The organism is Geopsychrobacter electrodiphilus DSM 16401 (assembly GCF_000384395.1).
Taxonomy (GTDB): Bacteria; Desulfobacterota; Desulfuromonadia; order Desulfuromonadales; family Geopsychrobacteraceae; genus Geopsychrobacter; species Geopsychrobacter electrodiphilus.
In genome coordinates, this window is sequence record NZ_ARWE01000001.1 from 1464966 (window position 1) to 1487526 (window position 22561).

Annotated in this window: 26 protein-coding genes; 23 read left to right on the forward strand and 3 right to left on the reverse strand. The window is 49.3% G+C overall.

Translation table 11 applies throughout. From position 1 onward, the window contains the following. The first annotated feature begins 46 nt into the window (after nucleotides 1-46). The 5 genes from D888_RS0106915 to holA all read left to right on the forward strand — a co-directional run bounded on the left by D888_RS0106915 (nucleotide 47) and on the right by holA (nucleotide 4943). Nucleotides 47-421, forward strand: a complete 375-nt coding sequence (locus D888_RS0106915; RefSeq protein ID WP_020675822.1) for a response regulator — start codon at nucleotides 47-49, stop codon at nucleotides 419-421. 102 nt (nucleotides 422-523) lie between these two features. Further along, nucleotides 524-742 carry a translation initiation factor IF-1 gene (infA, locus tag D888_RS0106920; protein ID WP_020675823.1) on the forward strand — a complete coding sequence of 73 codons (219 nt, stop codon included), beginning with the start codon at nucleotides 524-526 and terminating at the stop codon, nucleotides 740-742. A gap of 129 nt (nucleotides 743-871) precedes the next feature. Continuing rightward, on the forward strand, nucleotides 872-3430 hold the full coding sequence (gene leuS, locus D888_RS0106925) for a leucine--tRNA ligase (protein ID WP_020675824.1): 2559 nt from the start codon (nucleotides 872-874) through the stop codon (nucleotides 3428-3430). Further along, a complete protein-coding gene (gene lptE, locus D888_RS0106930; protein WP_020675825.1) occupies nucleotides 3427-3921 on the forward strand; it encodes an LPS assembly lipoprotein LptE in 495 nt (164 codons plus the stop codon). Before leuS ends, lptE begins: the two co-directional genes overlap by 4 nt. Before the next feature lie 2 nt (nucleotides 3922-3923). Continuing rightward, nucleotides 3924-4943, forward strand: a complete 1020-nt coding sequence (gene holA, locus D888_RS0106935; protein ID WP_020675826.1) for a DNA polymerase III subunit delta — start codon at nucleotides 3924-3926, stop codon at nucleotides 4941-4943. Nucleotides 4944-4976: 33 nt separating this feature from the next. Here the strand turns inward: holA and rpsT are convergent, their stop codons facing one another. Beyond that, a complete protein-coding gene (gene rpsT / locus D888_RS0106940; protein ID WP_020675827.1) occupies nucleotides 4977-5240 on the reverse strand; it encodes a 30S ribosomal protein S20 in 264 nt (87 codons plus the stop codon). Between the two features lie 187 nt (nucleotides 5241-5427). On the opposite strand from rpsT, the gene murJ reads away from it, so the two are divergent. After that, a complete protein-coding gene (murJ, locus tag D888_RS0106945; RefSeq protein WP_026362265.1) occupies nucleotides 5428-7008 on the forward strand; it encodes a murein biosynthesis integral membrane protein MurJ in 1581 nt (526 codons plus the stop codon). 91 nt (nucleotides 7009-7099) lie between these two features. On the opposite strand, the gene D888_RS0106950 is transcribed toward murJ, so the two are convergent. After that, nucleotides 7100-7492, reverse strand: coding sequence for an FxsA family protein (locus D888_RS0106950; RefSeq protein ID WP_020675829.1), 393 nt, complete (start codon nucleotides 7490-7492; stop codon nucleotides 7100-7102). Between the two features lie 277 nt (nucleotides 7493-7769). Continuing rightward, nucleotides 7770-8435, reverse strand: coding sequence for a MazG nucleotide pyrophosphohydrolase domain-containing protein (locus D888_RS20910; protein WP_020675830.1), 666 nt, complete (start codon nucleotides 8433-8435; stop codon nucleotides 7770-7772). A gap of 214 nt (nucleotides 8436-8649) precedes the next feature. Here D888_RS20910 and D888_RS22960 point away from each other — a divergent pair, with 214 nt between their 5' ends. The 17 genes from D888_RS22960 to D888_RS0107040 all read left to right on the forward strand — a co-directional run bounded on the left by D888_RS22960 (nucleotide 8650) and on the right by D888_RS0107040 (nucleotide 22510). After that, nucleotides 8650-9195 (forward strand): YceD family protein, encoded by a 546-nt coding sequence (locus tag D888_RS22960; protein ID WP_020675831.1) that lies wholly within the window; start codon nucleotides 8650-8652, stop codon nucleotides 9193-9195. Between the two features lie 97 nt (nucleotides 9196-9292). Next, nucleotides 9293-9475, forward strand: coding sequence for a 50S ribosomal protein L32 (gene rpmF, locus D888_RS0106965; RefSeq protein ID WP_020675832.1), 183 nt, complete (start codon nucleotides 9293-9295; stop codon nucleotides 9473-9475). 26 nt (nucleotides 9476-9501) lie between these two features. Next, the gene (gene plsX, locus D888_RS20920; protein ID WP_051092407.1) at nucleotides 9502-10482 is read left to right on the forward strand and encodes a phosphate acyltransferase PlsX; all 981 of its coding nucleotides are present in this window, start codon (nucleotides 9502-9504) and stop codon (nucleotides 10480-10482) included. 524 nt (nucleotides 10483-11006) lie between these two features. Then, nucleotides 11007-11930 carry an ACP S-malonyltransferase gene (fabD, locus tag D888_RS0106975; RefSeq protein WP_020675834.1) on the forward strand — a complete coding sequence of 308 codons (924 nt, stop codon included), beginning with the start codon at nucleotides 11007-11009 and terminating at the stop codon, nucleotides 11928-11930. A gap of 34 nt (nucleotides 11931-11964) precedes the next feature. Then, nucleotides 11965-12702 (forward strand): 3-oxoacyl-[acyl-carrier-protein] reductase, encoded by a 738-nt coding sequence (gene fabG / locus D888_RS0106980; protein WP_020675835.1) that lies wholly within the window; start codon nucleotides 11965-11967, stop codon nucleotides 12700-12702. A 75-nt stretch (nucleotides 12703-12777) separates the two neighbouring features. Beyond that, nucleotides 12778-13011, forward strand: coding sequence for an acyl carrier protein (gene acpP / locus D888_RS0106985; RefSeq protein WP_020675836.1), 234 nt, complete (start codon nucleotides 12778-12780; stop codon nucleotides 13009-13011). A 119-nt stretch (nucleotides 13012-13130) separates the two neighbouring features. Further along, the gene (gene fabF, locus D888_RS0106990) at nucleotides 13131-14363 is read left to right on the forward strand and encodes a beta-ketoacyl-ACP synthase II (protein ID WP_020675837.1); all 1233 of its coding nucleotides are present in this window, start codon (nucleotides 13131-13133) and stop codon (nucleotides 14361-14363) included. An 8-nt stretch (nucleotides 14364-14371) separates the two neighbouring features. Beyond that, nucleotides 14372-14815, forward strand: a complete 444-nt coding sequence (rpiB, locus tag D888_RS0106995) for a ribose 5-phosphate isomerase B (RefSeq protein WP_020675838.1) — start codon at nucleotides 14372-14374, stop codon at nucleotides 14813-14815. Nucleotides 14816-14898: 83 nt separating this feature from the next. After that, nucleotides 14899-16152, forward strand: coding sequence for a serine hydroxymethyltransferase (gene glyA / locus D888_RS0107000; RefSeq protein WP_020675839.1), 1254 nt, complete (start codon nucleotides 14899-14901; stop codon nucleotides 16150-16152). A gap of 8 nt (nucleotides 16153-16160) precedes the next feature. Further along, nucleotides 16161-16613, forward strand: a complete 453-nt coding sequence (locus tag D888_RS0107005) for a deoxycytidylate deaminase (RefSeq protein ID WP_020675840.1) — start codon at nucleotides 16161-16163, stop codon at nucleotides 16611-16613. Continuing rightward, nucleotides 16610-17065 carry a transcriptional regulator NrdR gene (gene nrdR, locus D888_RS0107010; RefSeq protein WP_020675841.1) on the forward strand — a complete coding sequence of 152 codons (456 nt, stop codon included), beginning with the start codon at nucleotides 16610-16612 and terminating at the stop codon, nucleotides 17063-17065. Before D888_RS0107005 ends, nrdR begins: the two co-directional genes overlap by 4 nt. 90 nt (nucleotides 17066-17155) lie before the next feature. Further along, nucleotides 17156-18265, forward strand: a complete 1110-nt coding sequence (gene ribD, locus D888_RS0107015) for a bifunctional diaminohydroxyphosphoribosylaminopyrimidine deaminase/5-amino-6-(5-phosphoribosylamino)uracil reductase RibD (protein ID WP_020675842.1) — start codon at nucleotides 17156-17158, stop codon at nucleotides 18263-18265. Continuing rightward, nucleotides 18250-18903, forward strand: a complete 654-nt coding sequence (locus tag D888_RS0107020) for a riboflavin synthase (protein WP_020675843.1) — start codon at nucleotides 18250-18252, stop codon at nucleotides 18901-18903. Before ribD ends, D888_RS0107020 begins: the two co-directional genes overlap by 16 nt. A gap of 73 nt (nucleotides 18904-18976) precedes the next feature. Continuing rightward, nucleotides 18977-20179 carry a bifunctional 3,4-dihydroxy-2-butanone-4-phosphate synthase/GTP cyclohydrolase II gene (locus D888_RS0107025; RefSeq protein WP_020675844.1) on the forward strand — a complete coding sequence of 401 codons (1203 nt, stop codon included), beginning with the start codon at nucleotides 18977-18979 and terminating at the stop codon, nucleotides 20177-20179. Between the two features lie 33 nt (nucleotides 20180-20212). After that, complete coding sequence (gene ribH, locus D888_RS0107030; RefSeq protein WP_020675845.1) at nucleotides 20213-20677, forward strand: 6,7-dimethyl-8-ribityllumazine synthase; 465 nt, start codon at nucleotides 20213-20215, stop codon at nucleotides 20675-20677. 6 nt (nucleotides 20678-20683) lie between these two features. Beyond that, nucleotides 20684-21157, forward strand: coding sequence for a transcription antitermination factor NusB (gene nusB / locus D888_RS0107035; RefSeq protein ID WP_020675846.1), 474 nt, complete (start codon nucleotides 20684-20686; stop codon nucleotides 21155-21157). Nucleotides 21158-21193: 36 nt separating this feature from the next. Next, entirely contained in the window at nucleotides 21194-22510 is a 1317-nt protein-coding gene (locus tag D888_RS0107040; RefSeq protein WP_020675847.1) for a homoserine dehydrogenase, read from the forward strand. The last annotated feature ends 51 nt before the right edge of the window (nucleotides 22511-22561 follow it).

Here is a 22561-nt window from a genome sequence, read left to right on the forward strand (position 1 = left end):
TTATTGAGTTTATTTAAATAAATCGTACCGCAGGAGAGAGGCTGTTATGTCTGAGTTTAAGGTTCTGGTCGTTGAAGATTCTCCGACCATGCGGCAGTTAATTGTTTTTGCGCTTAAACGTATTCGCAACCTGCACATTGAAGAGGCTGGTGACGGTGTCGGTGGTCTTAAAAAACTATCGGCACAGAAATTTGATCTGATAGTAACCGATATCAATATGCCGATTATGGATGGTCTTAAGCTGGTCAGCCTGATCCGGAACGATCCCCAGTATAAGGATGTACCTGTGGTGGTCATAACTACAGAAGGGGCGGTCGAAGATCGTGATCGAGCACTAAGCCTCGGCGCCAATGAGTATATTACCAAACCGATTCAAACAGCTCGGATTCTAGAAGTTGCTAAAAAGCTTCTCGGTATCTGATCCTGCTTGAACTTGACAGGTTTTTTAGTTCATGACATAAGACGCTCAAAGCAGTCGTAAGTAGTGCCCTTGTATGGGCGGTTGGTATCTCAGGAGGAACTCTTGTCTAAAGAAGAAGCAATTGAGGTCGAAGGTGTGGTTGTTGAGCCTTTGCCGAACGCGATGTTTCGCGTTAAGCTCGACAATGATCATGTTGTCCTAGCGCATATTTCCGGGAAAATGCGCAAATATTATATTCGTATTTTGCCGGGTGACCGGGTGACGGTGGAACTTTCCCCCTATGACCTGACTCGTGGGCGGATTACTTATCGCGCAAAGTAGACCCAACTCTTAAGAGTTAATTCAGGCCCTTGGCCTGTTTTAATGCCCTGACATGATACCGGCTTGTGCCGGTTTTCGTGTATCTGACCAAAAAAATTCTGAACCGGACGCTTAGGTTGCGGAGGACCAATGGAACGCCTGTACATCCCTGGTGAAATCGAAGAGAAGTGGCAAGGGTTCTGGGAAAAAAATGAATCCTTCAAGGTCGATGAACTTAATGATAAGCAGAAATATTATTTACTCGAAATGTTTCCTTATCCTTCAGGTCGCATCCATATGGGGCATGTACGCAATTATGCGATCGGCGATGTTGTCGCGCGGTTTAAGCGTCTGCAGGGGTTTAATGTTTTGCATCCAATGGGCTGGGATGCTTTCGGCATGCCAGCTGAAAATGCGGCGATTGAACATGGCACTCATCCGGGAAAATGGACCTATGAAAACATTGAGAGCATGCGTGTTCAGTTAAAAAGGATTGGTCTGAGTTATGACTGGTCACGGGAGTTTGCAACCTGTGACGTTGAATATTCACGCTGGGAACAGCTTATTTTCCTGCGTATGCTGGAAAAAGGTCTGGCTTATAAAAAAACCTCGAACGTTAACTGGTGCAACGACTGTCAAACAGTTTTGGCCAATGAACAGGTTGAAGATGGTTGCTGCTGGCGTTGCAGCAATCAGGTCACGCAGAAAGAATTGGATCAGTGGTTCTTTCGTATTACCAAGTACGCTGATGAATTGCTCAATGAGAGCGAAAATCTAACGGGTTGGCCAGAGAAAGTTCTGGCGATGCAGCGGCACTGGATCGGTAAAAGCTACGGCTGTGAAATAGATTTTGCTATCAAGGGAGCGACGCAAAAGATCAAGGTCTTCACCACGCGGCCAGATACCCTGTTTGGCGCAACATTTATGAGCCTGGCTCCTGAACACCCCTTGGTGAATGTCTTGGTGGGCGTTGGACAAAAGGGCGAGGTCGATGCCTTCATCGAAGAAGTTTCACGTCAGGATAAACTCGATCGGACCAGTGGTGAGCTTGAGAAAAAAGGCGTTTTTACCGGTAGCTATTGTATCAACCCATTGACCGGCAAAGAGATCCCGGTCTTTCTAGCCAATTTTGTTTTGATGGACTATGGCACTGGTGCGGTCATGGCGGTTCCGGCACATGATCAACGCGATTTTGAGTTTGCCCGTAAATACAATTTGCCGATTCAGGTGGTTATTCAACCTGAAGGTCAACTGCTTCAGCCTGATACCATGTCTGAGGCGATGACGGGTGTTGGCACTTTGATCAATTCGGGCGACTTTGATGGTCTCGCCAACGCAGATGCGAAGGAAAAAATAGCCAGTTTTCTTGACGATAACAAGCAGGGGCGTAAATCGATTAATTATCGTCTGCGAGATTGGGGAGTCTCACGCCAGCGTTACTGGGGGACGCCAATCCCGATCATTTACTGTGACGCCTGCGGAACAGTCCCTGTCCCTGAAAAAGATCTGCCGGTCAAGTTGCCAATGGATGTTCAGATTACCGGGGAAGGCGGCAGTCCCCTGGCTCGGCACAAGTCATTTCTGGCCGTTGATTGCCCCTGTTGTGGTGCTCCGGCCCGTCGCGAAAGCGATACCTTTGATACCTTTGTTGAGAGCTCCTGGTATTTCGCGCGCTATGCCTGTCCGCAGTATGATAAATCTCCACTGGACAGCGCAGCCGTCAATTACTGGCTGCCGGTTGACCAATACATTGGTGGCATTGAACATGCGGTTATGCATCTGCTTTATGCGCGTTTCTTTACCAAGGTATTGCGTGATCTTGGAATGGTGAAAGTAAACGAACCTTTTACCAACCTTTTGACCCAGGGAATGGTCTGCATGGAATCCCAGCGCTGCGCCGAACATGGCTGGCTCTATCCGGAACAGGTCAGCGAAGGGGCCTGTACCCTGTGTGGCAAACTTGTTGAGCTTGGTCGCACCGAAAAAATGAGTAAATCGAAAAAGAATGTTGTCGACCCAAATGAGTTGATAGCCCGTTATGGCGCCGATACCGCGCGCTTGTTCTCTCTATTTGCAGCGCCTCCCGAAAAAGACCTTGAGTGGAACGAACAGGGTGTCGAGGGGTGTTATCGATTTTTGGGCCGTGTCTGGCGGTCCGTTCACGATAACCTGGACTTATTGGCCGGCAACGATGAGAGTGGCGAGTTGACAGGGATAACCTCTGATTTACGCCGCAAGACGCATCAAACGATTAAAAAAGTTACGGAAGATGTTGATGGCCGGTTTCACTTTAATACCGCGATCTCTTCAGTTATGGAGTTGGTCAATGCGATCTACGCCTGTGACAAAAAATTAGAGGCGCCGCCGATTTTGCGAGAAGCGATTGAATCTGTGGTGCGTTTGCTTTCTCCATTTGTGCCGCATATTTGTGAAGAGCTCTGGGAGCGACTGGGCCACTCGGGTGGTATCGAAAAGTTTGGTTGGCCTAGCGTTGATGCCGCCGCGCTGATGACCAATGAACTTGAACTAGTGGTCCAGGTTAATGGCAAAGTCCGCGGCAAGGTAATAGTTGCTGTCGGGGCAGAGAATGCCGCTCTGGAAAGGGCTGCCTTGTCGGAGCCGAATGTGGCCCGTTTTATTGAAGGTCAACAGGTGCGCAAAGTTATCTGCGTCCCAGGTCGCTTGATCAATATTGTCGTCAGCGGATGAAATCTCTTATCCTGTTACTTCTTTTGTTGTCAGGCTGTGGTTACCAGTTCTCTGGAGGTCAGTTACCTGGCGATATACGTCTGCTGTATCTCCCTCTGGCTGCTAACCGCACCGCTGAGCCTCTGCTGGAAAATAAGTTGGCGGGACCTGTTACTGCTGTCCTTGCCCGGCAAAAAGGGGTCGAACTGGTTGCGTCTGAGTCCCACGCAGATGCTGTGTTAAACGGCACGATCTCACGTTATTCTGTTATCCCAATTTCCTATGATGCCAACGACCGGATCAGTGTACTTCAGGCCACCATGGTGGTCCGGTATCAGCTGGTGCAGCAGAGAGATGGAAAACTATTATGGCAGGGTGACCTCATGCGCCAGGAAACCTACAATGCAGTGGTTGATAAGAATGCGCAGGAGGATCTCGAGTCGATCGCGATTGAGATGCTGGCAAAAAATATAGCGGATGATCTGCTCTCCCGCCTGGTGAACCGGTTCTAGGTATGACGCCCGAGGTCCTACAACAGCTCATTCAAAGCCACACCCTACCGCCGGTGCTCTATCTCTTTGGCGGGGAACCATTTCTCCAGCAGAGCATTTTGCAACAAATTGAAAAAGCGGTTTTATCCCCTGGCAGCGAAGATTTTAATCGTGATTTGTTTCATGGTAAGGGAGTCGCCGTTGATAAAATTTTAGAAACTGTTATGACCTATCCCGTTTTCGCTGAAAGACGCCTGGTTCTGGTTAAGGATGCTCAATCACTAACCACATCAGATTATGATGCACTCCTCGAATATATTCAGAACCCCGCCCCTGAGACTTGTTTGATTTTTAGCGGTGACAAGATTGATAGTCGCCGCAAGTTTTTTCAAACGCTCAAGAAACACGATGCGCTGGTTGAATTCAAAGCATTGAATGAACGCCAGATTCCGGGGTTTATCAGGCACCAATTGGATGTTTCTGGTTTCTCAATGACTGGAGATGCTCTCAGCCTTTTTGTCAATCGGGTCGGGAGCAGTCTGTTCGAAGTGATGATTGAGCTTGAAAAATTATTTCTTTATGTCGGGGAAGGCCGGTTGATTGATGTGCCGGATGTTCGCGCGGTGGTCTCAAGCATACGCGCGGAAAATATATTTGAAATTGGCAATGCTGTCGGATGTCAGGACGCCGGCCGGGCGTTGAACCTGGGGCGTCACCTGATCGCTGATGGCGAGGCCCCACTGAAAATTCTGTCACTTCTCGTTCGGCATTTCCGGCAACTCTGGAAAGCGCGAGAGTTGCAGGTAGAAGAGCGCCCGAGCAATGAAATTGCCCGTAGAGTTGGTGTGCCTCCATTTGTTGTAGAAGGTTTGATTGTACAGGGTCGTCGCTATTCACGCGTTGACTTCAGACGTGCATTCGGCCTCTTTGTCGAAGCTGACCTTGCGATGAAATCGAGTGGTTCTCAACCTGAGGTTGTTTTGGAGGATCTGCTGTTAAAGCTCGCGGGGGAGAATTCCAGAAATAAAAAGGGACCTCGTTGAGGTCCCTTTTTATTATTTCTATATAGGCGTTACTCAGCCGAGGGTATTGACAAGTTTGGTCAGGCGCGCAATTTTGCGACTTGCGGTCGACTTGTGAATAACACCCTTGGTAGAGATTTTGTCAATGCAGGGGATTGCAAGCTTCAGCGATTGCTGCGCAAGTTCATTATCCCCAGCCGCAACTGCTTCACGAACTGTTTTAACAAGGTTTCGCATGGTGGAACGGAGATGATTGTTGCGAGCATTACGCGCTTGATTTTGGTTGTTGCGTTTGATCGCTGATTTGTGATTTGCCACGATAAACTCCTTTTAAGACGATCTGGCCGTCAGTTGTTGTTTTAAACAGGCGCACTATTTAACATTCGAATCTCACACAGTCAAGTTAAAATGCACTTAAATTTCTTAAAAAAACACAAACTATCGGGGTGTTAGGAATTTTAATCTTGGTATTAAAAAATAACAATATTGATTGGACTTGGCTGGAATGAGTCATCGAAGGAAAATATCAACTGCAGCACTGGTCATGGCGCTTGCAACATTTATCAGTCGAATTGCTGGTCTGGTGCGGGATGTAGTGGTGGCCAGAATTTTTGGTGCTGGTTTTGTCAGTGACGCCTTCTTTATGGCTTTCACCATCCCGAATCTGTTACGGCGTTTTTTTGGTGAAGGCGCTCTGACCGCTGCGTTTGTGCCTGTTTATACTGAGATTTCTGCTCAGCAGGGGGAAGAAGAATCCCGTCTGTTGGCATGCCGTTGTGTCACCTTGTTGAGTATGGTCATGCTTATAGTAGTTGCTGCGGGCATGTTGCTGGCGCCCTGGGTCGTCAAAGGGATTGGATTTGGCTTCAGTGACATCAGTGGCAAACTTGAACTTACCACCCGCTTAACCCAGATCATGTTCCCATACGTTGGTCTTGTCAGCCTGCTGGCCCTTTTAACCGGAATTCTTAACGTCAGGGGACATTTTTTTCTCCCGTCTCTTTCCCCACTATTGCTGAATGCAGGTATGATTTTTGGTGCTTTGTGGCTCGGGAGCTATTTTACACATCCGATCTATGGGTTAGCAACGGGTGTTTTACTCGGGGGGGGGGCTCAATTGTTGCTGCAGTATCCGGTTCTGTTGCGCTACAGGGTGCGATTGCGGCCTGATTTCCATTTTAGGGGAGATCCCGCGCTGCGACAAATCTTTCGTTTGATGTTACCTGGTATCGCGGGTGTGGCGATTTACCAAATAAATGTGGTCGTGACGAGACTCCTCGCATCATTTTTGCCACAAGGGAGTGTTTCCTATCTGTATTATGCCCAGCGACTGTTTGAATTTCCACAGGGGATCTTCATCGTTTCGCTGGCACAGGCCGTTTTGCCAATGATGAGTCGGCATGTAGCAGATGGAGATGAGCACGCGTTTAAGGACTCACTGCAATTCGCGCTCTCTCTAATGGTTGTTTTTACGCTCCCCGCTCTCTTGGGACTGATAATTTGTGCACGGCCTATTTATAGCCTGTTTTTTATGGGTGGTGAATTTGGTACAACCGCGCTTGATGCAACCTCTTTGACATTGATGTATTACGCCCCGGGTTTACTTTTTGTTGGGCTCAGCCGGGTCGCTGCGCAAACATTTTATGCCCTGAAGGATACACGAACTCCTGTTCTGGTCTCGTTTTGGACGCTTCTGGTTAATGTCAGTCTCGGACTGATGTTGATGGGGCCAATGCAGTACCTGGGCTTGGCTTTGTCCCTCACTCTGGCCTCGGCTTTTAATGCTTTTTTGTTGATTTTTCTGCTCCGAAGGCGGGTTGGGCCTTTTCTGCGTGAGGCTATGATCAGACCTTTGCGTGGCGTGCTTCCTGCGACAATAGGGATGGGTCTTGTGGCTTATGTTGTTGTCAATCTGTGTGATTGGACGCAGCCGGGTGCTGTCTGGCTTAAGAGTTTTCTTCTTTTGGGTTCGATTACTGCTGGTGTCTCTGTTTTTCTGCTGATCTGTGCCTTGTTGAAAGTTGATGAAATTGCACGTGGTTGGCAATTATTACGTGGATCCAGAGGAAAAGGGCATAATGCCTGAAGTTTATTTTATAAAAATTTAGCGCTCATTTGTCGCCAGGTCAGATGACAACATATGCACTCCTGGTTTGGCAGGCATGCTCCAATCATTTTTATTTACGATATATACGCAGATTTCCTGTGGCCAATTTTTTCTCAAAAGCTTTGATCAGCCAACTTTTCAAGAAAACCCGACTGAAAGGTGCAAGGAGAAAAAAACCAGCCAAATCAGTGCAAAATCCCGGTGTTAAAAGGAGTAACCCCCCGACAAGGACCATGGCTCCGTCAATCAACTCTTCAGTGGGCATGCGACCGGCGGCCATTTCCTGCTGTATCCTCTTCACTAAGACTATTCCCTGACTTCTGGCTAAATGAGCACCTGCAACTCCAGTTGCGAGGACCATGAAAATTGTTGGGGCGATGCCGATGGTATTTCCTACAGCGAGAAGAACGTAAATCTCTAGAATCGGGACTAAAATAAACAGGCTAAGAAATATTATAAACATGGAGAATCCTCTATATAGGGGGGGAATTAAAATTTACATAGGTGGTATCTGGTAATTCATTCTAGATGGGTTTACTTTCTGTAAGTAGTTGAAAATAAAAGAGAAAAAAAGTGATTAAAATTTATGCAAGATGCTGAGGTTGCCGTTTCTCCCTGTGCCCTGGAGATTATTCACAGTCCTGTCAACAGGTTTTGCACAGATGATGTTGAAAAACAAGAAACCCCCTTGAAAGATCTACATTTTTTTGTTTCCAATGTTTTTCGGCAAATAATACATATCATTGTTGTCCATTCTGGTCTGCTTTCAGAGCGAGATTCAGAACATAGCGCCGCAGCGCTAAATCTGTGTCGATGTTCTGTTGCTGGGCTTGTTTGACGAGTTTAAAAATTGCGGCAGAGATGCTCTCTGGGCTCTGTTGAATATTTTGCTGTTCATCAACCCTGGGGGGTAAGGTTGATTTATTATGACCTGAATTTTTTTGTTGTTGGCGACACCATTTGTCAGCGAGTTTTAATGCCGGAAGATTTAGGGGTTGACGTGCCCCGAAAGTTGTTGCTTGCCCTTTTGCTTTTAGTTCAAGTTGCTTGATCTGCTCCCAGTCAGGGTATTCTTCATCTGTGTCCGTTAAGGCGAAGATGTGAGGATGACGACGTTTCAGCTTTTGGTCAATCGACTCGGCAATGGCGCCGATTCCGAAGAGCCCTCTTTCGGAGTAGATCTGTGCCTGGAAAATGACTTGTAGAAGAAGATCTCCTAATTCAGCAAGGATTTCAGCGGGGTCGCCTTTTTCTATCGCGTCCACAAGCTCATAGGCTTCTTCCAGAATATAGGGTCGCAGGCTTTCGGGGGTTTGGTTGCGATCCCAGTCGCAGCCATCTGCCGAACGTAGATGTCGCATCGTCTTTACCAGGGAGGCCATCTGATCCATCTCTTGGGCATTCATTCTTTTTAGACCCTTACGGATTGTTGTGAATTTCTGTGATGAAGTTTACTTGCCCCTGTTATTCTGTCATGTTTTAGAGGCCGAGCAAATTGAAAATAAAGTCTTGCAAAGCCCTGAACGATGGGCTATCTAATGTCGCCCGTTTTTACTGGAATTTCCTTGACATGATTCGGCGCTCTTATATAGTGTGTCGCTTTGCCTTGGGGATAGGTTGTTGCGTCTGTTTATAGATAAAATTACAGATATTGGCAGGCCATACACCCAAGTATTGTCCGCTGACGAAATGAATCAACAAATTGGGACTGGTCGTGAGAACTTCTTGTCTCTCTTTGTCGGCGATACTTATATCAGCTATAGGCTCTCTCGCAGCGAAGACAATCTTCTGCTTGATGGTGAAATTACAGGCAAATTCGCAGTGCAGTGTAGTCGTTGTCTGGCCGATATCTCAACTGACTTGTGCGAGACGTTTTCAATGGCGCTGTTTCTTGTGTCTGATGAAGGCTTGACTGCTGAAGAGTTGGAGCTGGATGAAGAGTTGATCAATAGTATTCCTGTTAATGGTGGCGAGGTCGATCTCACCCCTGTTTTGACCGAGCAGGTATTACTTAGTCTTCCAACTCATCCGCTTTGTGATGTCTCATGTGCAGGGCTCTGCCCCTACTGTGGCGTCGATCGCAATAGGACATCCTGTACGTGTGAACCGAAACCTTTTAACAATCGTTTCGGAAAGCTTGTTAATATCAAAGTTGGTCGGTCTTAGCAGTCAATTATGGCCGCTCACCCGAGAGTTCTGTTTCTTTCGGGGGTAATTTATTAAACAATGATCGGCTCTCGGTCGGTCGCAAGGAGACATCAAGATGGCAGTTCCGAAGAAGAAAACTTCAAAGTCAAAAAAGAATATGCGTCGTTCCCACGATTTTATCACCGCTCCCGGGATTTCTACCTGTCCACAGTGCCAGGAGCCGAAACTTCCACATCGTGTATGCGCAAATTGCGGGACCTACAAAGGGAAAGAAATCCTCAACAATACAAATATTTGATCTGACAGTGACTTAATATTATGTCTATCAGAGTTGCTGTTGATGCGATGGGTGGGGATTTTGCTCCGGTGTCTGAAGTGGCTGGAGCTGTTTCTGCCTGTCGGCGTTGGGGTTGCGACGTCGTGTTGGTTGGCGATGAAACACTCGTTCGTGCTGAGTTGGCCAAGCACCAGACGGAGAATCTAAAAATCTCTATTCATCACGCCAGCCAGGTCGTGGGGATGGAAGATTCTGCCTCGGATGCTGTGCGAAAAAAGAAAGATTCTTCAATCCGGGTTGCTTTCGATCTGGTGAAAAGCGGAGAGGCTCACGCGGTTGTCAGTACCGGTAATTCTGGAGCAACCATGGCTGCCGGGATGTTTGTTCTCAAGCGTGTTAAAGGGATAGATCGTCCAGCCATTGGGACCCTTTTACCCAATGTAAAAGGAATGACTTTGGTTCTCGATATGGGAGCTAATGTTGATTGTAAACCGTTGAACCTTAAGCAGTTCGCCATCATGGGTAGTCTTTATATGCAGCATGTTGCCGGGGTTAAGTCTCCGCGTGTCGGGTTGCTGTCTAATGGTGAGGAAGAAAAAAAAGGCACTGAACTGACTCGAGGTGCTCATCATCTGCTGGTTGAGACAGATCTCAACTATGTCGGTAATGTTGAAGGTGGCGATGTCTTTAACGGTTCAGTTGACGTAGTTGTCTGTGATGGCTTTGTTGGAAATGTATTACTTAAGGTGGCTGAGGGTCTGGCAGTAGCGATGACCAGCATGCTACGCTCCGAAATAGAAGGACGTTTTCTATCAAAAATTGGCGCTCTTCTGAGTCGATCCGCCTTTCGCGCTTTCAAAAAAAAGGTTGACCCTTGTGAATATGGTGGGGCTCCGTTATTAGGTCTCGACGGGACCGGGGTGGTCTGTCATGGCAAGGCGACACCTTTAGCTATTGCGATTGCTATTCGTCAAGCACAAGAATTTGCTGGCATTCGAGTTGAAGAGAAACTGGTTCATTTCATCTAATGATAAGCCGTCTATTCAAGTGTAGGTAAGGTTAGTGTTTGGTGTTTCTAACTGTCGCCCATTACAATCAATGTCGAGAGGCATCATCTGGGTCGTCTCTCAGTACAAACCTCTTGCCGAGTATGTAGGGAGGGCAACGATTGTTCTTGATTACTCAAAAGGCTGGAGGATAAAGACTATTTAATGGAATGTGTGCTCCCTGGCGGATTTTTCCATTTATGCTCTCGAAGCTAAACAACCAGAGCGCAGTTGATCCTTCCTCTTACTCCCGCGTTCAGGCTGACCCGCGTATTATTGATACGATGGCCAAGCGGGTCAAGTGATCTGATGGGCGGGTCTGTATTTAAATTAATGTAAACTAGGGTAGCTATTTAGAGTGGAGTCTCTTGCTTTGCGCTGTATGAGAAAAATTGGGGCGGGTCGGAATACTGAGCTTACAAGGTACTTTTCTGTTTGCGTCTTTAGAGGGAGATTTTCCGAAGCCCCCCTGAATTGTGGATAGGTACAGAAAAGGGATAAAAATAATGATTGCGTTTTTATTTCCCGGGCAGGGATCACAATACCCTGGGATGGGTCAACAGTTGGTTGATAATTTCCCTGAGGCACGTCGCGTTTTCGATGAAGCGAGCGATGCCCTGGGATTTGATATGGCTGAGCTCTGTTTTCGCGGTTCGGAAGATGATTTGCGGATGACTGCAAACACCCAGCCGGCTATTTTGACAACCAGTATTGCTGCCTTACGTGTTTTGGAGCAGGAAACGGGGCTGTCCCCTGCATATGCGGCCGGTCATTCATTGGGCGAATTTTCGGCATTGGTTGCGGTTGGAGCACTCGGCTTTGCTGATGCTGTGCGGACGGTACGTCAGCGCGGTACCTTTATGCAGGAGGCTGTTCCGGTGGGCGTCGGCGCCATGGCCGCTATAATGGGCGTTGAGCGTGAGATTCTGGAGATAATTTGCCAGCAGGCTTCCGCTGACGAGATTGTCTCTCCCGCCAATTTTAACAGCCCTGGCCAGATAGTTATTGCTGGTCATGCCGTTGCGGTGGAGCGGGCAATTACCTTGGCCAAAGAACAGGGGGCCAAGAGGGCTATGCTCTTGCCTGTCAGTGCGCCATTTCATTCAGCTTTAATGCAACCTGCTGCTAAACGTCTCGCAGAGGTTTTGATTGCGCTTGAAATTGGTCAGTTTCGTTGTCCGGTTGTTGGTAATGTTGAGGCCCTCATTTACACCGTGCCTGAGCGGGTTAAACCGCTTCTTGTGCAGCAGGTTTGTGCTCCTGTTCGTTGGGATGAATCTGTGCTTGAGATGGACCGACTCGGCGTTAAGCGTTATGTTGAAATTGGTCCGGGGAAAGTGCTCTGCGGGTTGGTTAAACGTATTGTTAGGGGGAGCGAAACGGCGCAGGTCGATTCGGTAGATACTTTGGCCCAATTGGTTGACTGCTGACTTGATTCAACCTCTGTATGGGGGAGTAAATATTATGTTACAAGGTAAGGTAGCAATAGTCACAGGTGCTTCACGAGGGATAGGACGTTGTACAGCGCTTGAGCTCGCGCGGGCTGGTGCTGATCTCGTTGTTTGTGCCAGATCGGTTGCTCCACTCCAGACCCTTGTCACCGAAATTGAGGGCTTGGGTCGCAAAGCGCTTGCGGTGGTCGTTGATGTGGTTAATCCAGAGGATGTCAGTCATTTGATTGATAAGACGCTGAAGACCTTCGGTCGGATCGATATCCTGGTGAATAACGCGGGCATCACACGAGATGGTCTACTGTTGCGCATGAAGGATAGTGACTGGGATCAGGTGCTTGACACCAACCTCAAGAGTGCTTTTCTCATGACCCGTGCCGTTGCTAAAATTATGAGTAAACAACGCTCCGGTCGAATGATTAATATTTCGTCAGTAGTGGGCGAAATGGGCAATCCTGGGCAGGTGAACTATAGTGCCAGTAAGGCCGGTCTGATCGGCCTCACCAAGTCCGTTGCACGCGAACTTGCGCGGCGTAACGTGACTGTCAATGCGATTACCCCGGGATTCATAGAGACAGATATGACGAACGAACTCGGTGAAAAAGCTCGCACCGAGCTTGCTTCACAGATCCCCCTTGGCCGACTAGGTCAGGCGGAAGATATTGCACACGCTGTCATCTATCTCGCTTCCGATTTTTCCGGGTATATTACCGGTCAGGTTCTTGGCGTGAATGGCGGAATGTACATGTAACTGACTGACTTCAGTCGCACATAAACCTTGTCTATCGGGCCCGTAAACAGGGTCTCAACAACAGGAGGAAACCAAATGGCTTCTATTGAAGAACGTGTAAAACAGATTGTTGCCGAACAACTTGGCGTTGATGAGGATCAAGTTACGAATGGGGCTTCCTTTATGGATGATCTCGGTGCGGATTCTTTGGATACCGTAGAGTTAGTTATGGCTCTTGAAGAGGAGTTTGATATTGAAATCTCCGATGAAGATGCTGAAAAGATTCAAAAAGTACAGGACGCAGTTGACTATATCAGTCAGGCCTCCTGATTAGTTGAAATCGGGGGTAGCGAAAACCGTTGCCCCCGATTCTGCATACCCGCCATACGTCATACGCTGTGTATGGCAGTATCCAGAGCTTCCATTTAACTACAGGAAAAGAGAGTCGTATGCGTAGAGTAGTGGTGACCGGTGTCGGGATGGTTACTCCCCTGGGGATCGGTGTAGCAAAAACCTGGGATGCCTTGCTGGCAGGGCGTTCTGGCATCGACAAAATTACCCGGTTTGACGCTTCGAATCTGCCGACCCAGATTGCCGGTGAAATCAAAGATTTTGTTGCTGAAGATTTCATTGACAGAAAAGAGGTCAAGAAGATGGATCTCTTTATTCAGTATGGCTTGGCTGCCAGTCAAGAAGCCTTTGATGACTCCGGGCTGAAAATAACCGATGAAAACGCCGAACGTGTAGGGGTTATCGTTGGGTCAGGTCTTGGCGGTCTACCAACTATTGAAAATTATCATTCGGCCTTACTTGAGCGGGGCTACAAGAAAATTTCCCCCTTCTTTATTCCGATGCTGATTATAAACCTTGCACCTGGTCAGATTTCGATTCGTTTTGGCGCCAAGGGCCCAAACGCCTCTACTGTTTCTGCCTGTGCCACCGGAACTCATTCGATTGGTGATGCCTACCATGTTATCAAGCGTGGCGATGCTGACGCGATGTTTGCTGGAGGGACCGAGTCGACGATTACGGAACTCGGTATTGGTGGTTTCAATGTTATGAAGGCCCTTTCGACGCGAAATGACAATCCGCAGGCCGCCAGTCGTCCGTTCGAAAATGGACGTGATGGCTTTGTTATGGCTGAGGGAGCAGGGATTGTGATTCTTGAAGAATATGAACAGGCCAAGGCGCGTGGCGCCAAGGTCTATTGCGAAATCATTGGATACGGAGCAAGTTCAGACGCTTTTCACCTTACGCAACCGGCTGCGGGGGGTGAAGGTGCGGCACGTTGTATCGCCATGGCCCTTAAAAATGGTGGCATCAAGCCCGAAGAGGTCGACTACATTAACGCTCATGGCACCTCGACCCACTTTAATGATCTTTATGAAACTATGGCGATCAAAACAGTCCTGGGCGAGCATGCTCACAAGGTCATGGTCAACTCAACCAAGAGTATGCTTGGCCACTCTCTGGGCGCAGCTGGTGGAATGGAAGCGGTTATATCAGCCATGGCTATTGATCGTGGCATTTCTCCGCCAACTATCAATTATGATGAGGCTGACCCTGAGTGCGATCTTGACTATGTGCCGAACAAGGCGCGCCAGGCTGTGATAAACGTTGCCTTGTCGAATTCATTCGGTTTTGGTGGGACTAACGCAACTTTGGCGTTTCGCAAGATCTGAGGCCGAAAATGATAGCTGTTGGTAGTGATCATGGTGGGTTGGACCTGAAAAATGCGGTTTGCGCTTTACTGATAACTCGCGGACTTGCTTTTTCCGATATGGGAACGGTTGATACGAATTCAGTTGATTATCCTGATTTTGGTTTCAGGGTCGCCAGTGCTGTCGCTGGTGGGGGGTATACTGAAGGTATCCTGATCTGTGGGACCGGTATCGGTATGTCTATTGCGGCGAACAAGGTCAACGGTATTCGCGCTGCGCTGGTTCACGATCCTTTTACCGCTCAGATGGCGAAACAACATAATAATGCCAATGTGCTGGTTATGGGAGGTCGTGTTTTAACTTGCGAGCAGGGGTGTGAGCTGGTTGAGATCTGGTTGGATACTCTTTTTGAAGGTGGCCGTCATCAGTCCCGGCTTGAGAAAATCCAACAAATAGAGTTGGATCAAAAGTAAATTTAGTTCTTTAGTGTTTTGCGGGGCGGACTTGTTCGCCCCGTTACTTTATAAAATGACCAATAGAGTTCGGAGAAATACGCATGATTGAACAGTCCCTTGCCGAATTTGATCCCGAAATTGCCAAAACGATTTTCGAGGAGACAAGCCGCCAGGAATATAACCTTGAGTTTATCGCTTCGGAAAACTTTGTAAGTGAAGCAGTCCTTGAGGCCCAAGGTTCTGTCTTGACCAACAAATATGCCGAAGGCTATCCAGGCAAACGTTACTATGGCGGCTGCGAAGTGGTCGACATTGCCGAGCAGCTGGCAATTGATCGTGCGAAAGAACTCTTCGGTGCTGAGCATGTCAATGTTCAGGCACATTCAGGCTCTCAGGCCAATATGGCGGTGTATTTTACCGTTTGTAAGCCAGGAGATACGGTGCTGGGGATGAATTTGGCGCATGGTGGACACTTAACCCACGGTTCCCCTGTCAATTTTTCGGGAAAGCTCTTCAATATTGTCGCTTATGGGGTCAAGAAAGAGACCGGCATGATCGATTATGAAGAGGTTGCGACCCTTGCACGTGAGCATAAGCCGAAGCTGATTGTGGTCGGCGCAAGTGCTTATACCCGCACCATAGATTTTGCGGAATTTCGGCGCATCGCTGATGAAGTCGGAGCGGTGGTCATGGTCGATATGGCCCACATCGCCGGACTTGTTGCGGGGGGGCAACACCCCAATCCGGTGCCCTATGCCGAGTTCGTGACGACGACCACGCACAAAACCTTGCGTGGCCCGCGCGGTGGCATGATCATGTGTACCGACGAGTGGGCCAAAAAACTTAACAGCAATATTTTTCCTGGGATTCAGGGTGGCCCCCTGATGCATGTTATAGCGGCCAAGGCCGTTGCTTTTAAGGAGGCCCTGAGCCCTGAGTTTAAGGCCTATTCCGCACAAGTTGTGGCTAACGCCAAGGCTTTAGCCGAGGCACTGGTCGCTAAAGGTTATAAACTGGTTTCAGGCGGTACAGATAACCACCTGATGTTACTTGATTTTAGCGGCACCGAGATTACCGGGAAAGTCGCCGAGGAGACGCTTGAAAAAGCTGGGTTGACGGTCAATAAAAACGCGGTGCCTTTTGATACTCGGTCGCCATTTGTAACGAGCGGAGTACGGATCGGCACCCCAGCCACTACGACACGTGGTCTGAAGGAAGTCGAAATGCGCCAGGTGGCCGCCTGGATAGATCGTGCGCTTAAGGTGATTGGTGATGAGCAGGCTCTGGCAACAATCCGTGCTGAGGTCAAGGAGCTCTGCCTGCGCTTCCCACTCTACGCACATCGGTTGATTTAGGCAGAAGTATGCGTCCGACCTGGGACCAATATTTTATGCAGATCACCACGTTGGTAGCCACTCGCTCGACCTGTCTGCGTCGTCAGGTCGGGGCGTTGCTGGTCAAGCACAAGAATATTCTGGCGACCGGATATAACGGGGTTCCCAGCGGCATTTGTCACTGTGAGGAGGTTGGTTGTTTGCGTGAACAACTTAAGGTCCCCTCTGGTGAACGGCATGAGCTGTGTCGTGGTCTGCATGCTGAGCAGAATGCGATCATCCAGGCCGCGCGACATGGAATTAATATTGAGGGCTCAACCCTTTACTGTACCGATTCCCCCTGTATTATCTGCACTAAGATGTTGATCAACGCAGGTGTTAAGCAGGTCATCTTTGGACGTGGCTATCCCGATATCCTTTCGAAAGAGATGCTCGGTGAGGCAGGTATCGAAACGGTTCAGTTTGAGGGAGCCGCCGAGTGAACTGCCCCTTTTGTACTCATGGTGATACGCGTGTCGTCGATTCTCGACTCGGCAAAGAGGGGAATAATGTTCGTCGTCGACGCGAATGTCCGGAATGCGAGCGGCGCTTTACGACATATGAACGTGTCGAGGAGATGCTCCCTCTGGTCATCAAAAAAGATGGCCGACGCGAGGCCTTCGATCGTGCAAAAATTATTTCGGGGATGCAACGGGCTTGTGAAAAGCGGCCTGTTTCGATAGAGCAGATTGAGTTGATGGTAGATCGTCTCGAACGCTATTTTCAAGAGAGCGGTGAAAAAGAGATCAGGGCCAGTGTCGTCGGTGAAGAGGTCATGACGGCGCTTCAGCAGGTTGATGAAGTTGCTTATGTGCGTTTCGCCTCGGTTTATCGTCAGTTTAAAGACATAAATGAATTCATGCATGAACTGAAGGACCTGCTTGCCAAGCCCTGATTACGTAGAGCCAGCAGGAGAATCCAATGCCAGCCGGGGCACCTTAAAGGGCCCCGGCTGTGTGGTTTTTATCACCCCGGGGTTTTAGTCATGGCAGAGTCGCAAGTCTATATGCAGCGTGCCATTGAGCTCGCGCGCAACGCTCTGGGCCGGACTGCGCCTAATCCTCCTGTCGGAGCTGTGATTGTGCGGGATGGCCTGATTGTCGGTGAGGGGTTTCATCCTCGGGCCGGCGATCCCCATGCCGAAATTTTTGCCTTGAGAGCCGCCGGCGTTCGAGCCTGTGGTGCGGATATATATGTAACCCTCGAGCCCTGTTCTCATCGAGGGCGAACCGGGCCCTGTGCCGATGCGTTGATCGCAGCCGGTATCCGGAGGGTTTTTGTCGGGACGGTTGATCCGAACCCTCTGGTCGCCGGTCGTGGAATCCAACGGCTCAAGGCGGCTGGTCTTGAAGTTGGAATTGGCCTCAATGAGGATGCTTGCCGCGAATTGATTGCTCCCTTCGCCTGGCATATTACCTCTGGCCTTCCGTTTACCGTCTACAAGGCAGCCATGACCCTGGATGGTCAGCTTGCGACATGTGCAGGTGATTCCCGCTGGGTTTCATGCGCAGACAGCCGACAGCGCGTCCATCAACTTCGCGATCAGGTCGATGCAATTATGATCGGCGTTCAGACTATTTTGGCCGATAATCCGCAGTTGACGACCCGCTTGGATCAGGGGGGGCGTGATCCGCTTCGAGTTGTGGTTGACAGTCACCTGCGTATCCCGCTTGAGAGTCGTATTCTGACACAGCCTTCAGCTGCACGGACTTTGGTTGCGACGACCACGCTAGCTCCTGCGGCAAAGTTAGTCGCACTTGAGAAGTTGAACGCTGAGGTGCTCGTGCTTCCGGTGGTAGAAGGGCGGGTTTCGTTATGCGCTCTCTGGCAGGAGTTGGGGCGCAGAAGTGTGCAGCATCTTTTGCTTGAGGGGGGGAGAACTCTTGCCTCTGCCGCACTTCATGCACGGCTGATAAACAGCATTCAGGTTTATATCGCACCTAAATTATTAGGGGGCGAAGGCCTCTCCGGTTTGTTTGCCGGCGAGGGGAGTTCCTTAATGGATGATGCGATTCCCCTTGAGAATTTACGGGTTGAATCGGTGGGAGCGGATCTGCTATTGACAGCTGAGGTGAAAAGATGTTTACCGGATTGATCGAAGGTAGCGGCACCCTTGCCCATATTGAGAAAAATGGCACACTCTGCCGCATAAGAATTAACACTGAGTTGGCTCAGGCAGACTTGCAGCTGGGTGAAAGCATTGCGGTTAATGGTGTTTGCTTGACCTTGACGGCTTGGGATCAGCGAAGTTTTTTGGCAGATGTCTCCTCTGAGACACTCAAGGTTACGACTCTGGGCCGCCTGGAACATGGCGCTCCTGTGAACCTTGAACGGGCTTTACGTCTGTGTGATCGACTCGGCGGTCATCTCGTCAGTGGCCATGTTGACGCTATTGGCATATTACAGGCGAGAATTGGTGAAGGGGAGGCGCAGCGCCTCGAATTCAGTTTGCCGCAAGAGATCAGACGCTACGTTGCCTCCAAGGGGTCTATTGCAATCGACGGAATCAGCCTTACGGTCAATGAAGTTTCCGCTGACAGTTTCTCCGTCATGCTCATTCCACATACCCTAGGGAGAACAACCTTGAAGTCAATGCGTATCGGAGGGGAAGTCAACCTCGAATCGGATATGCTAGCGCGCTACATCGAAAGATTGACCAGTTTCAGTGCCGAAACAGGGAGTAAAACATCCGGTCTTTCGCTTGAGTTTCTTGCCAAGAATGGCTTTATGTGACATGATTCGCGCCTGCCGCCGCCGGGGCTGCAGATCAATATTCTTTCAGTACCGCGAACGGAAAGACTAAGCAATGCCGATAGCAAAGGTTGAAGCCGCCCTTGAGGATATCCAGGCCGGTAAAATGGTCATTCTGGTTGATGATGAGGATCGTGAAAACGAAGGGGATCTCACCATGGCCGCTGAGTTGGTGACGCCGGAGGCGATCAATTTCATGGCGACCGAAGGTCGCGGCCTGATCTGCCTCTCACTCACCGAAGAGCGTGCTGACCACCTTAATTTGCCGTTAATGGTTTCTGATAACAGCTCATCTTTTGGGACGGGATTCACGGTTTCGATCGAGGCTCGGAAAGGTGTTACGACGGGGATTTCAGCTGCAGACCGCGCTAAAACAATTCAGGTCGCACTAGCAGACGAGAGTATCGCTTACGATCTGGCCCGTCCCGGCCATGTCTTCCCGTTACGTGCACGCAAGGGTGGGGTCATGGTGCGTACGGGGCAGACCGAAGGTTCCGTTGATCTCGCGCGTTTGGCAGGATTGAAGCCTGCCGGGGTGATTTGCGAAATCATGAACGCTGACGGCACCATGGCGCGGATGCCGCAACTTATGGAATTCGCTGAAAAATTTGGCATGAAGATTGTGTCTATTGCTGATCTCATCGCATATCGCATGCGTAAGGAATTGTTGGTCCGTCGGGCCGCAGAAACAATTCTACCGACCAGCTATGGTGGAGAATTCAAGGCGATTGTCTACGAAAATGATGTCGATAAGGCGCAACATGTCGCTCTGATCAAGGGAGATATTGATACGAGTAAGCCGGTTCTGGTCCGTGTTCATTCAGAATGCCTGACGGGAGATGTCTTCGGTTCACAGCGTTGTGACTGTGCCGATCAACTACACGCGGCTATGCAGAAGGTAGCGGATGAAGGTGCTGGCGTTATCCTGTATATGCGTCAGGAAGGACGCGGTATTGGTCTGGTCAACAAGATCAAGGCCTATGCGCTACAGGATGAAGGCAGTGATACCGTCGAAGCGAATGAAGAACTCGGATTCGGCGCCGATCTGCGAGACTATGGTATTGGTGCCCAGATGCTGACCGATCTTGGCATTTCGCAGCTACGCTTGATGACAAATAACCCGAAAAAAATTGTTGGACTTGAAGGCTATGGGATTGAAATTTGCGAACGGATTCCGATTGAAATCGCTGCTCAGGATAGCAATCGTAAATATTTGAAGACCAAACGGGAAAAACTTGGTCACATGTTGGAACTTTGATCCTTATTTTCCTAACGATAGGGAGAGGTCGCTATGTCGAATCTGATTGAAGGAAAACTTGACGCCGCTGGCTTCAAATTTGCGCTGGTTGTCAGTCGTTTTAACAGCTTTATTTGTGATCGTTTGGTTGAGGGAGCAATCGATACCCTCAAGCGTCACGGTGCCGACGATGCGGGCCTGACCCTGGTCAAGGTGCCGGGTGCGTTTGAAATCCCGCTTGTGGCCAAGAAATTGGCAGCCAGTGGCCAGTATGATGCTTTAATCTGCCTTGGCGCTGTTATCCGCGGTGGTACACCCCATTTTGAATATGTAAGCGCAGAGGTCTCCAAGGGCATTGCCGGTGCTTCCCTCGATACTGGTGTTCCCATTGCGTTCGGCGTGTTGACCACAGACAGTGTCGAACAGGCCATTGAGCGTGCGGGCACTAAGGCGGGAAACAAGGGGAGCGAAGCCGCCATGACGGCCATTGAGATGGTCAACCTCTTTAAGGCTCTATAAGTATCGATGCAAATTCAACATCGTAGGCTCGGGCGAGAATGTGCCCTCAAAATTCTGTTCGCTTTGCGCCTCGATACCAATCTGGGGCTGGAAGAGTTACTCGAGCGCTTCTGGCAGGGCTTTCGTTTTGCCGATGACGCCCTGGGCGAACCCCTCGATAGTCTTGATAAACCGGTCCCTGAATCAGCTAAACGTTTCACCGAGCAGTTGGTGCGGGGCATTGTTGAGTATCGTTCGGTTTTGGATCAGCGGATCAGTGAGGCGGCCAAAAACTGGTCACTCGAACGGATGACTGCCGTCGACCTGTCCATTCTGCGTGTTGCCGTTTTTGAACTGTGTTACATGTCCGACATCCCTTCTCCGGTTACCATGAATGAAGCGATTGAAATTGCTAAACGCTATGGGACCAAAGAATCCCCTGCCTTTATTAATGGCTTACTTGACAAAATTTCAAAAACTGTTGATAAAAAAGATAGTTAACTATAAAGAGTTCATTGGTTGTCTAGGACTATTCTGATGCTCAAAACACAAATTAATGTCGGACTTCTCGGTTTAGGAACCATCGGCACCGGTGTGGTGAAAGTTTTTCAGCAGAATGCTGATATTGTCCGCCAGCGGACCGGCATTGAAATGCGTCTGACCCGAATTGCTGATCTTGATACGAAGACGGATCGTGGTGTCTCGCTTCCCGATGGGGTCCTGACCAATGACGCGGATGCGGTCTTGACCGATCCGAATATCGATATTGTGATCGAGTTAATCGGGGGGTATAAGCCTGCGCTGCAGTTTATTCTGAAGGCGATCGAGAACGGCAAGCATATTGTCACTGCAAACAAGGCACTGATGGCTGTGCATGGTCAGGAGATCATCGCGGCAGCTGGTCGAGCCAAGGTCGACGTGATGTTCGAGGCCGCCGTGGGAGGTGGGATCCCGGTGATCTCAGCGATTAATGAAAATCTGTGTGCAAACCGGTTTTCTACAGTGCTTGGTATATTGAATGGCACCTGTAATTTTATTCTGACCAAAATGACCGATGAGGGGAGTGACTTCGTCCCGGTTTTGGCCGAAGCACAGAGACTCGGCTATGCCGAGGCGGACCCGACCTTTGATATAGAAGGAGTTGATACTGCCCATAAAATTACACTGCTCTCTGAGCTCTGTTTCGGGACGCGCATTGATTTTGATCAGGTTTACACTGAGGGGATTACCAAGATCTCCGCGGTTGATATCGATTTTGCTACCCAGATGGGTTACAAAATCAAACTGCTGGCGATTGGTAAGCTCTCTGATGGCGTAGTAGAGGTTCGCGTCCACCCAACCATGATCCCGGTCAGTTTTCAGTTGGCTGATGTTGATGGTGTGTTTAATGCTGTTCGCCTGTCGGGGGATTTTCTCGGACCCGTAATGCTCTACGGTAGCGGTGCTGGAATGAATGCTACTGCCAGTGCGGTTATGGGAAACGTGATGTCTATTGGGCGCAATATCTGTCATGGGTCTGCCGGTCGGACGCCGATCATGGGCTACTGTCAGGATCAGATTATTGATCTCCCTCTGCGACCGATGAGCGAGATTATCAGTCGCTTCTACTTACGCTTTACAACCCTTGATCAAACTGGTGTCTTAGCGAAAATTTCCACCATTCTGGGTCAGCATGATATCAGCATCCAGTCAATGATCCAGCCAGAGAGTCATGCGGCGGATTCTGTGCCGATTGTGCTGATGACCCATGAGGCGCGGGAGGTGGATATTGTCAATGCGCTTGAAGAAATTGGACGACTCGATATTATCCAGCAACCGACTCGTCTGATCCGGGTGGTGGACGATTTAGATTGAATTCAGTCTGATGATGAGAAAAGGGGTCCACTTCACATGAGGCGGATTCCT

Coding starts and splice junctions, on each gene's coding strand:
- D888_RS0106915 (WP_020675822.1), top strand. CDS start 47: ATGTCTGAGTTTAAGGTTCTGGTCGTTGAAGATTCTCCGACCATGCGG.
- leuS (WP_020675824.1), top strand. CDS start 872: ATGGAACGCCTGTACATCCCTGGTGAAATCGAAGAGAAGTGGCAAGGG.
- lptE (WP_020675825.1), top strand. CDS start 3,427: ATGAAATCTCTTATCCTGTTACTTCTTTTGTTGTCAGGCTGTGGTTAC.
- holA (WP_020675826.1), top strand. CDS start 3,924: ATGACGCCCGAGGTCCTACAACAGCTCATTCAAAGCCACACCCTACCG.
- murJ (WP_026362265.1), top strand. CDS start 5,428: ATGAGTCATCGAAGGAAAATATCAACTGCAGCACTGGTCATGGCGCTT.
- D888_RS0106950 (WP_020675829.1), bottom strand. CDS start 7,492: ATGTTTATAATATTTCTTAGCCTGTTTATTTTAGTCCCGATTCTAGAG.
- D888_RS20910 (WP_020675830.1), bottom strand. CDS start 8,435: ATGAATGCCCAAGAGATGGATCAGATGGCCTCCCTGGTAAAGACGATG.
- rpmF (WP_020675832.1), top strand. CDS start 9,293: ATGGCAGTTCCGAAGAAGAAAACTTCAAAGTCAAAAAAGAATATGCGT.
- fabD (WP_020675834.1), top strand. CDS start 11,007: ATGATTGCGTTTTTATTTCCCGGGCAGGGATCACAATACCCTGGGATG.
- fabG (WP_020675835.1), top strand. CDS start 11,965: ATGTTACAAGGTAAGGTAGCAATAGTCACAGGTGCTTCACGAGGGATA.
- acpP (WP_020675836.1), top strand. CDS start 12,778: ATGGCTTCTATTGAAGAACGTGTAAAACAGATTGTTGCCGAACAACTT.
- fabF (WP_020675837.1), top strand. CDS start 13,131: ATGCGTAGAGTAGTGGTGACCGGTGTCGGGATGGTTACTCCCCTGGGG.
- rpiB (WP_020675838.1), top strand. CDS start 14,372: ATGATAGCTGTTGGTAGTGATCATGGTGGGTTGGACCTGAAAAATGCG.
- glyA (WP_020675839.1), top strand. CDS start 14,899: ATGATTGAACAGTCCCTTGCCGAATTTGATCCCGAAATTGCCAAAACG.
- D888_RS0107005 (WP_020675840.1), top strand. CDS start 16,161: ATGCGTCCGACCTGGGACCAATATTTTATGCAGATCACCACGTTGGTA.
- ribD (WP_020675842.1), top strand. CDS start 17,156: ATGGCAGAGTCGCAAGTCTATATGCAGCGTGCCATTGAGCTCGCGCGC.
- D888_RS0107020 (WP_020675843.1), top strand. CDS start 18,250: ATGTTTACCGGATTGATCGAAGGTAGCGGCACCCTTGCCCATATTGAG.
- D888_RS0107025 (WP_020675844.1), top strand. CDS start 18,977: ATGCCGATAGCAAAGGTTGAAGCCGCCCTTGAGGATATCCAGGCCGGT.
- ribH (WP_020675845.1), top strand. CDS start 20,213: ATGTCGAATCTGATTGAAGGAAAACTTGACGCCGCTGGCTTCAAATTT.
- nusB (WP_020675846.1), top strand. CDS start 20,684: ATGCAAATTCAACATCGTAGGCTCGGGCGAGAATGTGCCCTCAAAATT.
- D888_RS0107040 (WP_020675847.1), top strand. CDS start 21,194: ATGCTCAAAACACAAATTAATGTCGGACTTCTCGGTTTAGGAACCATC.